Raw genomic sequence first — 14,577 nt, 5'->3', positions numbered from 1 at the left:
CGGGCTAAGCCCGGCGTTTTTTATGGGTCTCTACTGCTCAGAGCTTCGCAGCATGGCGCTGGTGGCGCTCCATGTAGCGTTCAACATAAGAGCAGGATGGGATCACCGTGTAACCCATACTCTCGGCGTACTGCAGCGCCTGTTCGGTGAGCGCAGCGGCTATGCCGCGCCCCCGCAGGGCGTTGGGCACGAACGTCCGATAGATATCCAGGGTCTGCTTCCCGAGATCCATATAGGTCAGGTAAGCACGATGACCGTCCACATTGGTCTCGAACTGATGACCTGTCTGGTCATGGTGGATGGACAACGCCTCGCTCATCACTACTCCTCGCGGGTCTTGGTTTATGACCCTTACCTTACCGATGTTTTTCCGGCGAAGGAACATCTACGCCACCCCGTGCCAGGTTTCGACAACGAGAAAAGCCCTACAGCGCTCATAACCAGCACGTAGGAATAGTAGGCACCAATCCCGAAATTGCTCAAGGCGCACTCGTCATCCCCCGTCGCTGGCAGACATAGAAAGGGCCGATCGAGCATCCTTGGGTCGATGGCCTGAACATTGCCGGCAATTGAAGCTTGAGACGAACAGCCTCTCTTAAAGTCACCTCAACATGCACAAAAGATACCTGTCGGCGAAAATACAATCTGAAAAATAGTGTCAACACCAATATATAATTTGACTTCTCTTTACACCGCTTAACACGTGCCAGCCGGTGCTTTGCGCCTGGATCCAATTTTGCGCAGAACCACGAAAACTGGATGTTTTTTATACAAACTCGCTAAAGATTAGCCAAAATAGATTCGGCACAAGAATTTTTTTTGCTTCTTGCGCTACGTCAGTTTACTTACTACAAGTAATGGGTAGTATGTATGCCGGCTATTAGCTCACTCTGAGAAAGTAGCCATTTAATAGAAAGTCCTTGAAGGGGAACACGATGAACAACGTTCTGAAATTCTCTGCTCTGGCTCTGGTCGCAGTTATGGCTACCGGTTGCAGCAGCGTCTCCAAAGAAACCGAAGCTCGTCTGACTGCAACTGAAGACGCAGCAGCTCGCTCCCAGGCTCGTGCAGACGAAGCATATCGTAAAGCTGATGAAGCTCTGGCTGCTGCTCAAAAAGCACAACAGACTGCTGACGAAGCTAACGAGCGCGCTCTGCGCATGCTTGAGAAAGCAAGCCGCAAGTAATAATCCCTCGGGGTTATTATCAAGCCGATCCATTTTTGGATCGGCTTTTTATTGCCCGGGATCCGACTCCGAATCCCGGACAATAAAAAACCCGCTACAGCGCAACGCCGTAACGGGTCCTGGCTACTTCAACTACTGCTGCAGATCGATCGGCGCGCTCGAAACCATCGGCGCATCACCCGGCACCCCGATTTCTACCGGTAAGCCGTCTTCGGCCGCGACCACATCACGCACCTCATCCCAATTGACCCGCAGGTTCTTCGACAGGTCTTCACGCTTGAGCAAGGCATTGATCACCGCTGTGTGCTTGTCCACCACCGACGGCGTGCCATCGTCGTTCAGTGGCGTATGAGCTTCCAGGTAAACCTTGCCACCGCTCATGCCGAACTTGTAGGCGTCGTTGATAATCCGCACGGACGTGCCCACTGGCACCATGCCCGCCATTTGCAGCACATTTTTGTTGAACATGCGAAAGCAACCGTGGCTGGTACGGGTACCGATGCCGAACTTCGCGTTGGAGCCGTGAATCAGATAGCCCGGCGTGCCCAGGGTGAACTTGAACGGCCCCAGAGGGTTGTTCGGGCCTGCTGGCACCACGTTGGGCAGCGGATCACCGTTGGCAGCGTGCTCAGCCTTGATCGAAGCCGGCGGCGTCCAGGTCGGGTTCGGGGTCTTGGCGATGATGCTGGTGTGAGCGATCGGCGAGCCCCAACCTTCGCGACCAATCCCCAGGGGAAAGGTGTAAACGACGCTCTGACCCTTGGGGTAGTAGTACAACCGGTACTCGGCCAGGTTGATCACAATCCCTTCACGGGGCCCCGGCGGCAAAATGAAACGGGTTGGCAGAACGATCTCGGTTCCCGCCCCCGGTAACCAGGCATCAACACCAGGGTTGGCCGCGACCATCTCTGAATAACCCAGGTCATAGGTGGTGCCCAGGTCGGCAAAGGTGTCTTCGTACTTGGCCTTGATCACCTGGACCTGGCCGACGATGTCTTCACCCGGTAGTGGCAAGGGCAACTGCAAGGCTGCAACAGGACCGGCGGCACAGAGTGCAGCGAGAGACAGGCAGCGAGTGACGGCAGGGAGGTGCGACAACATCCGGAAAATCCTTCGCAGATCGACGGGTAATAAAAAATTGATTGTACACGGGAGCCTCGCGGGCACCCACAGTCAAAGCTCGAAGCGCAGCTCGGGCCAGATCGGCGGCGTACCACGTTTTTGCGATTCTAGAATCGCCCGGCACAAGGGGCACAGGCGTTGATCCTGAAAAATCGTGCGATCCACTGCCGACCAGCGCGGTTGGGCAGGCAGCAACGTACCGCAGAGAGTGCGATCGATCGAGCCGCCCAACTCCAACTGACGCGGCACCAGGTGCACCCTGGCTTCCTGGCAGGCGAACAGGTCCAACTGTTCGTCAGGCTCGATCAGTTGGTAGGCAAACAGGGACCAGGCAGGACGCGACGACATCGGGGGCACCAAATCGGGGGGCGCCACCTTAGCCGAAAGACCGCCACTAGAAAAGCGTCATAGCAGCGGTTTTAGCGTCGGCCAGACATTTTCCAGCAACTTGCCCTGGGCACTGACCGCCGGGTGCAGTCCGTCGGCTTGCATCAGGTCGGGATGACCACCGATTCCTTCGAGGAAAAACGGCACCAGCGGGACCTTTTTCTCTTCAGCCAACTTGCCGTAAACCTCGGCGAAAGACTCGGTATAACGCTTTCCATAATTGGGCGGCAACTGCATGCCCAACAGCAGCACCTTGGCACCACTGTCCCTGGACTGGTCGATCATCGAAGCAAGATTTTGTTGCAATTGCGTTGGCAACTGACCACGCAGGCCATCGTTGCCCCCCAGCTCAAGGATCACCAGGTCCGGCTTATGCTCTGCAAGCGCCGCGGGTAGCCGCGCCAGGCCTCCGGCACTGGTGTCACCGCTGATGGACGCATTGACCACCTTGTCGTCGAAACCTTCGCTCTTGAGCCGCTGCTCCAACAACGCGACCCACCCTTTGCTGGTATCCAGGCCGAAACCGGCACTGATACTATCGCCAACGATCAGGACTGTACCCGCCGCTGCGTTCTGGGCCATGCACATCAAGGCCAGGCCAGCACTCAAAAACCACATTCGCATCGGACTCTCCATGGGCGCAAGCATTCTCACTGCGCGGAACCTTAGCAAAGTGGTTCCCAGCGCGGAAGGTGAACTGACCATCCTGCACGAACTGAGCCTGGAACTGAACAAGGGCGATAGCCTGGCTATCGTCGGCAGCTCCGGTTCCGGCAAATCCACTCTCCTGGGCCTACTGGCCGGCCTTGACCTGCCCAGCAGTGGCGAAGTCACGCTTGCCGGGCTTGCCCTGAGCACCCTGGACGAAGACCAGCGCGCACGCATCAGGGCTGAACACGTTGGCTTTGTGTTCCAGTCGTTCCAATTGCTGGACAGCCTCAACGCCCTGGAAAACGTCATGCTGCCTCTGGAACTGGACGGCCGCAAAGATGCCCGCGAACGCGCCAGGCACCTGCTGGAGCGCGTCGGCCTGGGCCAGCGCCTGACCCACTCCCCGCGCCAGCTCTCCGGTGGCGAGCAACAGCGGGTCGCCATTGCCCGGGCTTTCGCCGCCGAACCGGACGTGCTGTTTGCCGACGAACCCACCGGCAACCTCGATAGCCACACCGGCGAGCGCATCAGCGACCTGCTGTTCGAACTCAATAAAGAGAACGGCACAACCCTGGTGCTGGTGACCCACGACGAGCGCCTGGCCCATCGCTGCCGACGCCTGATCCGCCTTGAAGCCGGCCTGATGGTCGCCCCCCTGGAGCCTTGATGGCACGTTTGCCGCTGTTGCGCCTGATCAGCCTTGCCCTACGCCAATTGCTGCGCGATGCCCGTGCCGGCGAATTGCGCGTGTTGTTCTTTGCCCTGCTGGTGGCCGTAGCCGCCAGCACCGCCATCGGTTACTTCGGTGCACGCCTCAACGGTGCGATGCTGTTACGCGCCACTGAATTCCTTGGCGCCGACCTGGTACTCGAAGGCAGCTCCCCGGCCCGCCCGGAGCAGATCAGAAGCGGAACCGAATTGGGTCTGGCACATGCCAGGGTCGTGGAGTTTTCCAGCGTCATCGCCACCGATAACAGCATCCAGCTGTCAAGCATCAAGGCGGTCAACGAGCAATACCCGCTACGCGGTGAGCTTAAAAGCGCCGCCGAACCCTTCGCCGAGCAAATACCCGGCGGCGGGCCTAAGCCCGGAGAAGCCTGGGTCGAGGCGCGCCTGCTGACGGCGCTGGACATGAAGATTGGCGACAGCATCGACGTCGGCATGAAGACCCTGCGCATGGCCCGCGTGCTGACCTACGAACCAGATCGCGCCGGCAACCTGTACAGCCTCACACCACGGGTGATGATCAACCTGGCCGACCTTGAAGCCACCGGCGTGGTACAGCCTGGCAGCCGCGTCAGCTACCGTGAGCTATGGCGTGCGCCGCAAGCCAGCACTGCCCTGCAAACCTACCGCGACCTGATCAGCCCAGGTCTCGCTGCCAACCAGCGCCTGCAGGACGCACGGGATGGCAACCAGCAAATCGGCGGTGCCCTGGGCAAGGCCGAACGCTACCTGAACATGGCCAGCCTGGTGGCAGTGTTGCTGTCCGGCGTGGCGGTGGCACTTTCAGCAAATCGCTTTGCCAGTCGACGCTTTGATGCCAGCGCCCTGCTGCGCTGCCTCGGCTTGTCGCGACGGGAAACGATGCTGCTGTTCAGCCTGCAACTGACCGTACTGGGGTTGCTGGCCAGCCTTAGCGGTGCCCTGCTCGGCTGGCTGGCGCAATTGGGATTGTTTTATCTGTTGCACGACCTGCTGCCGGCAGACGTTCCGCCGGGCGGGCTGTTGCCAGCCATTGCCGGGATCGGCACCGGGCTCGTAGCCCTCGCCGGTTTCGCCCTGCCGCCCCTGGCCGCGCTGGGTCGCGTGCCGCCGCTGCGAGTGTTGCGCCGCGATTTACTGCCTATCCCGTCCAGCACCTGGATGGTCTATGGCGCCGCGCTGTTCGCCCTGGGCCTGATCATGTGGCGCTTGAGCCTGGATCTGGTACTGACCTTCGCCCTGCTTGGCGGCGGCGTCATTGCGGCATTGGTTCTGGGTTGCCTGCTTCTGCTGCTGTTGCAAAGCCTGCGACGGTTGCTGGCCCGCGCGTCTCTGCCCTGGCGCCTGGGACTGGGCCAGTTGTTGCGCCACCCACTGGCGGCAGCGGGACAATCCCTGGCCTTCGGCCTGATCCTGCTGTCCATGGGTTTGATCGCGCTGCTGCGAGGGGAGCTGCTGGACACCTGGCAGAACCAGTTGCCCAAGGACGCACCCAACTACTTTGCCCTGAACATCCTGCCCGCCGACAAGGAAGCCTTCGGCGCTCGCCTGCTGGAATTACAGGCGCAGTCGGCGCCGTTGTACCCGGTGGTGCCGGGACGGCTGATCAGCATCAATGGCGAACCGGTGCAGCAAATTGTCAGCAAGGACTCCAGTGGCGATCGCGCGGTGCAGCGCGACCTGAGCCTGACCTGGGCCGCGGACTTGCCACCGGGCAACAGCCTGACGTCGGGCTCATGGTGGTCAAGCCAACCCACCGATGAGATTCCAGGTGTCTCGGTGGAAACCAAGGTCGCCGAAAGCCTGAAGCTCAAGCTTAATGACCACCTGGTCTTCACCATCGGCGGGGAAAACCGTGAAGCCCGCGTCACCAGTCTGCGGGAGATCAACTGGGACAACTTCCAGCCTAACTTCTTCATGATCTTCCAGCCGGGAACCTTGAAAGACCTGCCGGCCACCTACCTGACCAGCTTCTATCTGGCTCCAGGCCATGACCAGCAGATCGTCGACCTGTCCCGGGCTTTCCCGGCAGTGACCATCCTGCAGGTCGAAGCCTTGCTCGCGCAGTTGCGCAGTATTCTGGCCCAAGTCACGCTAGCGGTGGAGTACGTGTTGCTGTTTGTACTGGCGGCGGGCATGGCGGTGTTGTTCTCCGGCCTGCAAGCCACGCTGGATGAACGTATCCGCCAAGGCGCGCTGCTGCGTGCCCTGGGGGCGGAGCGCAAGTTGCTGGTCAAGGCCCGGCGTATCGAATTCGGCCTGCTGGGCGCGGTCAGCGGCCTGTTGGCGGCGCTGGGGACGGAACTGGTGACCCTGGTGTTGTACCGCTATGCCTTCGACCTGGCTTGGCAACCTCACCCCTGGTTGCTGGTGCTGCCGGTCATCGGGGCCGTGCTGATTGGTGGTGCCGGAGTATTCGGTACACGCCGGGCGTTGAATGCCAGCCCATTGACGGTGTTGCGCGAAGGCTAAAACGTCGATGGCCCGCCCTCCTTCCAGAGAGCGGGCCATCAATGCCTACTTCACGTACTCGATACCAGTGATCCACCAGCACACTTCACCGCCCGGGGTCTGCACGATAGCCTCATCGCCCACCTCCTTGCGCAGTAGCGCCCTGGCCATGGGCGAGTCGATGGAGATGTAGTCCATGCGCTCATAAATTTCGTCGTAGCCGACAATGCGAAAGCGCTTGGTCTCGCCCTGCTCATTCTCGATATCGACCCAGGCGCCAAAAAATACTTTGCCCTCCTGCTCGGGCATGTACTCAACCACACGCATGTCTTCCAGGCGTTTGCGCAGGTAGCGCACACGGCGATCAATCTCGCGCAGCAGTTTCTTGTTGTACTGGTAATCGGCGTTCTCGCTTCTGTCCCCCAGCGAGGCTGCCCAGGTCACTTTACGGGTAGTGTCAGGACGCTTTTCTCGCCACAGGTAATCAAGCTCTTTCTTCAGCGCTTCATGACCTTCTTTGGTAATCAGCTTGGTACTCAAAAGCTTCGCATCCCCAGGAAATTTCCACATGTTCAGACAGCTGTCGCATCAGACATACGGCGATGGCTGGCTGACTCCAGTTGATAGGGATCGATGATAAATGAACGGGGGAAAGTAGCCAGACCTGATGACGACACCCCTCAGAAAAAGCCCCCATCAGACGGCTTCTGGATGCCCCGGCACGCCCTTATCCAGGGGTTGATCAGCCTCAGCCACAGGTTCCAGGGCTTCGTCCAGACGATGAAACACGTCCCTGAGACTGTCCCGCAAGACTGATAAATGCGCCAATCCGGTCGCCAGTTGCTCCGCTTTTTTGTGAGTCGCCACATCATCGGTCTGCAACCGGGCCGCAAGGCTATCCAGATGATGGGCCAATTCGTCCAGGCGACGCTGCTCGGTCTGTTGCGCCTGCGCCCCATGGGCCAGGTGTTCTTCACGGGCATTCAAGGTCTGGGTCAACTGCTCAAGCGCTTTTTCCTGCAGGAGTACGGCGAGTTTCTGTTGCGTCAACTCCTGAGCCACACGGGCAAGATTGGTCAGCGTACTGTCTACTTCAAACAGCGATGGCGGGGCCTGCGGGGTTGGCGGCACCTCCTCAGTTGGCAGCGTCGGTGCGGGGACGATCATGGGAGCCTGCACTACCGCCGGCAATGCGGGTTCAGGGCGGCTCGGAGTCTTTGGTGGAGACACCACTTTCGAAGAGAAACGAATAGAGGGGACGATCAGTTCTGTGCTTTCGATAGCAGGCAAACCGGTCACTGAAGTTCCCAGAGCGATGACCTTCATCACCAGCGCCTTCTTGATCATCAGCGAGTGGTGATCCTCTGGCCGGGCAGGTGGCAGTTTGCTGCCCTTCAGATCAATGAAATGGTAAGGCACCTGAGCCTCTGCCGCGTTCCCGGTTTTAATGCCGGATGCCGCCAGGGTGAGGATTTGCTTGAGTACGTGCATCGCCACTTGCAGATCCTCCCAGGAATCAATGCTTCCAAGAAAATACCGCTCCGACTTTTTGCGCAACGCCGCGATGTACACCCGAGAACTTCCGGGCTCCATTTCTTCATCCAGGCTATAGGCAAGATAGTTTGAGGACGTCTGCGGTACAGCGAAACCACAGAGCAATGCACCATTAATCGGGGTGTCATGACCAGAGTGTTCAAGAACAAGAGTACGTAGAAGCATCATGAAATAGGGCTCCGTTACGGTAAAACTTCCTATACGTGCTAGATAAAAAACTGACAGCCATACAAACGCCAATAACAAGGCAATTGTTTCAGCGCATGATCGAGTCACATGTAGGACTTACCTTATTCAACCTCTTTGGCATTTCCAAGACCGTCTATTGAACGTACCATTTTTTAACAAACAAATACCTGGCATCACCTGATCAAGACTTTTCAATTTTTTACTTTTCGACAATTCACAACTGCCCCCACCCAGGTTAATCGAGGCTTCGTCAATGCAGCGATTTTTGCCAAACTTATTCAGTAGAAAAGCTTAATGATCAAGATAACAAACCTAACAAAACACCTTGGCAGAAAAGCCGTCATCAGTGACTTTTCATTCTGCGCCAAAGGCCAGGAATGTGTAGGACTATTTGGAAACGATGGTGCTGGCAAAACAACTCTAATCAAATTATTGGCTGGCTCAATCCAGCCCTGTTCCGGCCATATAAAAATACTGGACGTGGATATTGGAACGCATCCTCTCCAGGTAAAAAAAATAATTGGCTATCAACCAGCGTCCACGGTCAGCCATAGCACCATGACAGTGAAAGGGTTCCTCAACTTCATTGCTGAAGTTCGCGGATTCCGTGGCATGGAAAAACGCAAGATGGTTGACCGAGCCGTCGCCCGACTGGAGCTTTGGCGAACACTTAAATGCCCGATTGAAACACTGTCCATAGGGTTGAAACGCAAAGTGGCCATTGCCCAGGCCATTGTGCATGACCCCAAACTGCTATTACTGGATGAACCTACAGAGGGCCTCGACGCTTATCAAAAAAACAAGGTCAGGATGCTCATCAAGTCGTTAACCAATGAGATGAGTGTGATCGTTGCCTCTCGCAACCCCGAAGAGCTGTCCAGCATCTGCAACCGCGCGCTGGTCATTGCTGGCGGCCGTTTGCTGACAGACATTCCCCTGCCCGAACTGCAGCGCAGTTCCCGCTACTACCAGGCAGTCACACTTGCAGCTGAAACCCCGCTGGACCTGCTGGCACTGGCGGTACTGCCTGGCGTAGCCGGTATCGAAGAGGACCGGTATACGCCTGGCTGCGTGACGGTACTGGCGATGCCGGGCCAAATAATTTACCCCCATGTCAGCGCGCTGATTGCCAATCGTCGCTGGAAAATCGACTCGTTGAGTCTGGAGTCTGGACGCCTGAATGACGTCGTTCAACAACTAAGCCAGGAGGCGTTAAAGTGAGACTTCTACCCGTAATGCTCAAGCGTCAACTCGCCAGTTACTTTTCCACACCGGCAACTTATTTCAGCATTTCAGCTTTCTTGACAGGCAATGCAGCACTCGGCTTCTATTCAGAAAACTTTCTTGATCAGCGAGTGACGGATCTGCATGTTTTTTTTAAGCTTCACTCTTGGCTATACTTATTCCTGATTCCCTTTCTCGCCACACACCTTTGGTCAGATGAACGCAATGAAAACGCCATTGCTTTTATGAATACACTGCCGGTGACGGCCTTCGAGTTGGTTGCAGGCAAGTTTTTCGCCGCGTGGCTGGTTTCTGGGCTGGCCTTGTTATTGACCTTCCCGACAGTGATCACCATCAACTATCTAGGCACGGCGGACAATCTGGTTATCGCATCCCAGTACCTGGGTAGCTGGTTATTGGCTGGCGGTTACCTTTCGGCTGGTTGTTTTATTTGTGTACTGACACGTCACCGGCTTGTTATTTTCACCGTCACCATGGGTTTATTGATCACCGCCAGCGCTTTATCTTCGGTGCTGGACGCCCTGGATCATCACACACCTGCCTGGATCATCGAAAGTTTGATTTCCCTGAACCCGCCGGCACGCTTTAGCACCATCGACAACGGCCTTATGACCTTGCATGACATGTTGTATTTCGCAAGTATGATCTTCGCTTTTCTCACCGCAACAAGCGTCACTTTAAATTTTAGAAAAGGTTGAGGAAGGAAAACCTTAATGCGCAACTCCATAAGCTTTAGCGTGACAATAATTGTCATACCCTTACTTTTTCTCGCCTTCAATCTGGTGTGGGCACTGAAACTTCCCAACCTGCGGCTGGATTTTTCAGAGCAAAAAATCCATAGCCTGTCCGACGCTACGAACACCCTGCTCACCTCGCTTGAGAGCCCCATGGATCTCTACTTTTTCAACTCAAGCAAACATCCCCAGAAAAGTGAAGCCTTGAAAAACCATGCCCAACGCGTTGCGATACTGCTCAGGGAGTATGAAAAGGTAGCGAATGGCAAGATCAACCTGCACCTGATTGACCCGGCCCCCTTCTCCGAAGATGAATACAAGGCCGGGTTATTTGGCTTGGACAGTACACAAGGGTTTTTCGGCTTGATCGGCACCAGCGCGGACCATGGCACGCAAAGAATCGATTTTTTCAATCCTGAACAGGAGGCCTTTCTGGAGTATGAAATCAGCCATCTGATTCATAAAGTCGCTCACCCGCAACAGCCCGTGATTGGACTGATCTCCGGGCTGCCCATGGATGGCAGTCGGGATGAACGTGGCAAGGCAACCACACCGCCCTGGCAACTGCTGCAAGAAATCCGTCGGCAGTTCAAGCTCATGAGTCTGGGCCATGAAACCCGGCATATTCCTGAGCACGTCAACACCTTGATGCTGGTTCAACCCTCTCGACTGCCCGAGCAAACCCTGTTTGCGATTGATCAATTCGTGCTGGGAGGAGGCAAGCTGATGATGTTTATCGATCCATCCAGCGACCTGGACTCGAACGTCGAACCCCCGGCTTTATCTTCCAGCCTGCAAGGGTTGCTGGCGGCATGGGGCGTGCAGATGCCTGCGAATAAAGTGTTGGCCGACAGTCTCTACGCAACGCCAGCCGTTCTTGTTAGTGGGCAACTTCCCGTTCGCCACCCTGCGGCGCTTACCCTGCCCCGGGAGGCGTTGGCGCAGAGCGATGTCAGCGCCTGGAAACTGGACAATGTGACCGTATTGAGCAGTGGCGCTCTTATGCCACTGAAAAAAAGCCGTACCTCCTTCACCCCATTGCTCCAGAGCTCCGGGCAAGCCGCTCTGTTTGAAATTGAGCACTTCGCCGTGCATGGTGCGTTTGATTCAGTGCTCAGCGAGGCGGCCGCCCGTGGTCAACGCCACGTAATAGCGGCCCGTATCCAGGGGCCGGCGTATTCTGCGTTCCCTGACGGCTTCGACGGGCAGAAAGCCCAGTTGCAGAAAGCCACCGATATCCATGTAGTGGTAGTTGCCGACACCGATCTACTCAGTGATCGCGTATGGGCATCGGCACAAAACAGCAATGGGCACCAAGCGCCTCGCTCAGGTAACGCGACGTTTATCTTGAATACTCTGGATCAATTGTCCAGCCCCGGCACGCTGATGGAAATTCGTCCTCGTACAGGTAGTCGAGAGCCACTGCAGTTGTTGGGGAGATTACGCAGGGATGCCGCACGGTCTTACCAGGAAAAGGCCGCGTTCCTGGAACAACGCCTGGAGCAAACGGAAAAGGAATGGCAATCCCTGAACAACCCATTGCCGTCATGGGGCACCCAGCCCGTCAACACCCATTCGTTGCTACAAGCACTCAACAAGGAGCGCCTGCGTTTGCCCAGGGAGCTTCATGCGCTGAAAGTAGAGGCCTACAGGAAGGTCAACACCCTGGAACGAAACGTGAAGCTGCTCAATATCATTGCAGTGCCGCTGATGCTGAGTCTGATTGGACTGGGGATTTTCATGTCTCGTCGGCGTATTCAGCATCCACCTTCAGCAGCGTTTTACTGATCGTTGGCAGTTTTCGCGTGGTGTCAGGCAAGGGCCGATTAACGTCGCGTGATCAGTCCTTGCCGTGCAATACGAGTCAAGTGGCGGATAACCTCGACAGCATCGGCCGCGCAGGGAGCCTGAATCACCGCCAGGTCAAAGCTGTTGGTGGCAAAGCGGGCAAGTGACTCGCCGTCCTCGACAAACTGGATCAAAAAAGCCGAAGGCCGGCCGGTGCGACGGGGCCAGCCATCCAGATAGCGCAATAGCGTCGGCTGGTGCTTACCACCCAAGAGGATTTTCGGGTTGCGCTGAGTCAGGCCCGCAGTGATCGGGGCCAAGCGTAAAAGAGGGTGAGGTGCATTCATTGTGTCGTGTCTCTGCCTCAAAAGTCTGCAGGCAGGTGGGAGGCAACACCGAACCAGCGCTTTAGCGGTATTTCGAAACCTGGATCAGGTTTCTGTCGGGACTGTATTGAGTCACCTGTGGCGCCCCGCAATTAGCTGTTTAAATCGGCGCATGGGCAACATCCTAGAGAAGCCGATGGGGAGGTGTCAAGAATCCCGATCAACGAAAAGGCCCGCACGGGGCGGGCCTTTGGGGGAACTTGCAGCTTAATCAGTTAGCGATGGCGCGGTCGGCAGACAATTTGCCAGCACCTTCGAGCAGCACCGCAACAGTACCGCCCAACAGCGCCAGGGCGAACTCGTAGCCATTGTTGGCCATGAACAAACCGTTATGGATATGCACCGAGAAGATCGCCACCAGCGAGACGATGGTAAGGCCCAACGCCGCCGGGCGAGCCAGGAGGCCGATGATCAGTGCCAAGCCTGCGAAGAACTCAGTACCGCCCGACAACAGCGCCATCAAGGTACCTGGCGCCAGGCCGATGCTTTCCATCCACTGCGCCGTACCGGCCAGGCCGCCACCGCCAAACCAGCCGAAGAGCTTTTGCGAACCGTGGGCGGCGAAGATGATGCCGACAAAAATCCGCAGAACCGTCAGACCGTAGCCGGCGCGAGTGGACAGAACGCTTTTGATCAATGGGCTCATGCTGGGAATCCTTTTCAATGTAGGGTGGGTTGGTCGCTATATTAATCAGTTTAAACAATGATAAAAGCCGAAATATTGCCTTATTAATATCTAATTTATCGATTACTTGCGTGAGGCGATCTTCGCCGTTGGCGGTTCGAGGGAGTCCCGCTCCCGATCGAACGCCAAGTAGTACTTGTTAACGCTATTAACATAGCTGACACCGCCCATTCCTACCTGCTCCATGGCAATGCGCTCAACCTGGAAGAACCACTGGTTCGGGTTCAAGCCTCGGCGCCGCGCCTCGGCACGCATACCCTGTACCCGCTCCGGCCCCATGTTATAGGCCGCCAGGACGAAGGCCATGCGCTCACGCTCATTGAGCTTGGGGCTGGCAAAAAACTTGCGGCGGATCATCGCCAGGTAGCGCGCGCCCGCCTGCACATTGTTGTCCAGCGTCTGGATATTGTTGACCCCCACCCGCTGGGCCGCCGACGGAGTGATCTGCATCAGGCCAGTGGGGCCGCTGCCGCTTTTAGCGCCTGGATTAAGGGACGATTCCTTGAAGGCCAGCGCCGCCAGGTTCAGCCAGTCCATGCCCTGCTCGCGAGCGTGTTTTTGCAGAACCGGGCGCAGCTTCTCCAGACGCTGGCGATCAGCCCGCGCCAATGGGTAACGCACTTGATAAAGGCGCCGGTAGATGCGCTGGAACGCCACATCCTGATCGGACGGAGTCTTGTAGGTTTTTAGGAAGCGGTCGATGCTCGCCCGCAGCATCGAGGCGTCCTGCCGTACGAACCAGTACTCCTCGCCCGGCTCGCTGATTGCTACTTGCCGATCGAAACGCAGTTTGGGCAGGATTTTCGACCAACGCTCGGCAATCGGCTTCTCGACGATAGTCAGGTGAAAGATACCGGCCTGGACCATCTCCAGCACGTCCTCCACCGCAAGGCTGGGATCAACCCACTCCACCTTGACCGGCGGCAGCTTGCGCAGTGCCAGCTTCTGGTTGATCTGGTTCACCGCCTCACCTGCCGCGCTGCCGGTGGTCAGGGCCAGGGTTCGGCCGGACAACTGCTCCAATCGGGTAAACCGTCGCTCGCCCTTGATCCCCACCAGCCACAGCGGCACGTCGCTGACAATCGGCTCGCTGGTGCTGATCTTGTGCGCTGCGGTGGCGTCCAGTAGTTCGCCGGGCGCCACCAGGTCACCCTCGCCACGGGCCAGCGCGCCCAATAGTTGATCCTTGGCTTTGGGAATGATCTTGAGGTTGATTTCCTGACCGTCACGGGCGTGGCCGTTGAGGTATTGCTCAAAGGCCCGCAGGCGATGGTATTCGACACCAATGGGCTGGCCCTGGACTTCGCCGGAGCTGTTGCGGCTCTGGTTGACCAGCACCCGCAAGGTTCGACTGCTGCGAATCTCGGCCAGATCACGAACCTTGCTCGGTTTGGTCACTTCCAGCGGCCCGTCCAGACGCGCAACCGCCGCCGGGGGCAGCAGTAACGTCAGGCACAGCATGAGCAACACCGAGGGTCGGATCATCCGCTCTC

At 57.3% G+C, this 14,577-nt stretch carries 15 protein-coding genes; 6 read left to right on the top strand and 9 right to left on the bottom strand.

Annotated features, from left to right (window positions below):
• Nucleotides 1–37: 37 nt before the first annotated feature.
• A complete protein-coding gene (locus ACZRJ6_RS22965) occupies nucleotides 38–319 on the bottom strand; it encodes a GNAT family N-acetyltransferase (protein WP_133098869.1) in 282 nt (93 codons plus the stop codon).
• A 616-nt stretch (nucleotides 320–935) separates the two neighbouring features.
• Between ACZRJ6_RS22965 and ACZRJ6_RS22960 the strand changes: the two genes are divergently transcribed.
• Complete coding sequence (locus ACZRJ6_RS22960; protein WP_133098870.1) at nucleotides 936–1,187, top strand: Lpp/OprI family alanine-zipper lipoprotein; 252 nt, start codon at nucleotides 936–938, stop codon at nucleotides 1,185–1,187.
• A gap of 132 nt (nucleotides 1,188–1,319) precedes the next feature.
• On the opposite strand, the gene ACZRJ6_RS22955 is transcribed toward ACZRJ6_RS22960, so the two are convergent.
• The 3 genes from ACZRJ6_RS22955 to ACZRJ6_RS22945 all read right to left on the bottom strand — a co-directional run bounded on the left by ACZRJ6_RS22955 (nucleotide 1,320) and on the right by ACZRJ6_RS22945 (nucleotide 3,320).
• On the bottom strand, nucleotides 1,320–2,288 hold the full coding sequence (locus tag ACZRJ6_RS22955) for a L,D-transpeptidase family protein (RefSeq protein ID WP_463970273.1): 969 nt from the start codon (nucleotides 2,286–2,288) through the stop codon (nucleotides 1,320–1,322).
• Between the two features lie 72 nt (nucleotides 2,289–2,360).
• Complete coding sequence (locus tag ACZRJ6_RS22950) at nucleotides 2,361–2,657, bottom strand: hypothetical protein (protein ID WP_133098872.1); 297 nt, start codon at nucleotides 2,655–2,657, stop codon at nucleotides 2,361–2,363.
• 57 nt (nucleotides 2,658–2,714) lie between these two features.
• The gene (locus tag ACZRJ6_RS22945) at nucleotides 2,715–3,320 is read right to left on the bottom strand and encodes an arylesterase (protein ID WP_350613108.1); all 606 of its coding nucleotides are present in this window, start codon (nucleotides 3,318–3,320) and stop codon (nucleotides 2,715–2,717) included.
• A gap of 10 nt (nucleotides 3,321–3,330) precedes the next feature.
• Between ACZRJ6_RS22945 and ACZRJ6_RS22940 the strand changes: the two genes are divergently transcribed.
• The gene (locus tag ACZRJ6_RS22940) at nucleotides 3,331–4,014 is read left to right on the top strand and encodes an ABC transporter ATP-binding protein (RefSeq protein ID WP_149414347.1); all 684 of its coding nucleotides are present in this window, start codon (nucleotides 3,331–3,333) and stop codon (nucleotides 4,012–4,014) included.
• Nucleotides 4,014–6,524, top strand: a complete 2,511-nt coding sequence (locus ACZRJ6_RS22935) for an ABC transporter permease (RefSeq protein WP_463970274.1) — start codon at nucleotides 4,014–4,016, stop codon at nucleotides 6,522–6,524. Before ACZRJ6_RS22940 ends, ACZRJ6_RS22935 begins: the two co-directional genes overlap by 1 nt.
• A 45-nt stretch (nucleotides 6,525–6,569) precedes the next feature.
• Here the strand turns inward: ACZRJ6_RS22935 and greB are convergent, their stop codons facing one another.
• Together greB and ACZRJ6_RS22925 are read right to left on the bottom strand one after the other, a co-directional pair.
• On the bottom strand, nucleotides 6,570–7,043 hold the full coding sequence (gene greB, locus ACZRJ6_RS22930) for a transcription elongation factor GreB (RefSeq protein ID WP_463970275.1): 474 nt from the start codon (nucleotides 7,041–7,043) through the stop codon (nucleotides 6,570–6,572).
• A gap of 156 nt (nucleotides 7,044–7,199) precedes the next feature.
• Complete coding sequence (locus ACZRJ6_RS22925; protein ID WP_463970276.1) at nucleotides 7,200–8,225, bottom strand: hypothetical protein; 1,026 nt, start codon at nucleotides 8,223–8,225, stop codon at nucleotides 7,200–7,202.
• A 315-nt stretch (nucleotides 8,226–8,540) separates the two neighbouring features.
• On the opposite strand from ACZRJ6_RS22925, the gene ACZRJ6_RS22920 reads away from it, so the two are divergent.
• The 3 genes from ACZRJ6_RS22920 to ACZRJ6_RS22910 are packed head-to-tail and all read left to right on the top strand — an operon-like array spanning nucleotide 8,541 to nucleotide 12,013.
• A complete protein-coding gene (locus ACZRJ6_RS22920) occupies nucleotides 8,541–9,467 on the top strand; it encodes an ABC transporter ATP-binding protein (RefSeq protein WP_463993558.1) in 927 nt (308 codons plus the stop codon).
• Nucleotides 9,464–10,189, top strand: coding sequence for an ABC transporter permease (locus ACZRJ6_RS22915; RefSeq protein WP_463970278.1), 726 nt, complete (start codon nucleotides 9,464–9,466; stop codon nucleotides 10,187–10,189). The genes ACZRJ6_RS22920 and ACZRJ6_RS22915 overlap by 4 nt, the downstream gene beginning before the upstream one ends.
• A 15-nt stretch (nucleotides 10,190–10,204) precedes the next feature.
• Complete coding sequence (locus ACZRJ6_RS22910; protein ID WP_463970279.1) at nucleotides 10,205–12,013, top strand: Gldg family protein; 1,809 nt, start codon at nucleotides 10,205–10,207, stop codon at nucleotides 12,011–12,013.
• Nucleotides 12,014–12,051: 38 nt separating this feature from the next.
• On the opposite strand, the gene ACZRJ6_RS22905 is transcribed toward ACZRJ6_RS22910, so the two are convergent.
• From ACZRJ6_RS22905 to ACZRJ6_RS22895, 3 genes are all read right to left on the bottom strand, one after another.
• A complete protein-coding gene (locus ACZRJ6_RS22905) occupies nucleotides 12,052–12,360 on the bottom strand; it encodes a class I SAM-dependent methyltransferase (RefSeq protein ID WP_463970280.1) in 309 nt (102 codons plus the stop codon).
• Between the two features lie 250 nt (nucleotides 12,361–12,610).
• Nucleotides 12,611–13,045, bottom strand: coding sequence for a DoxX family protein (locus ACZRJ6_RS22900; protein WP_149414341.1), 435 nt, complete (start codon nucleotides 13,043–13,045; stop codon nucleotides 12,611–12,613).
• A 102-nt stretch (nucleotides 13,046–13,147) separates the two neighbouring features.
• Nucleotides 13,148–14,569 (bottom strand): MltF family protein, encoded by a 1,422-nt coding sequence (locus tag ACZRJ6_RS22895; RefSeq protein WP_463970281.1) that lies wholly within the window; start codon nucleotides 14,567–14,569, stop codon nucleotides 13,148–13,150.
• Nucleotides 14,570–14,577 lie beyond the last annotated feature (8 nt).

It is taken from the genome of Pseudomonas sp. C321, from assembly GCF_055407105.1.
Note: the sequence above shows the minus strand (reverse complement) of the source record. Positions and strands in the feature narration are given on the sequence as shown.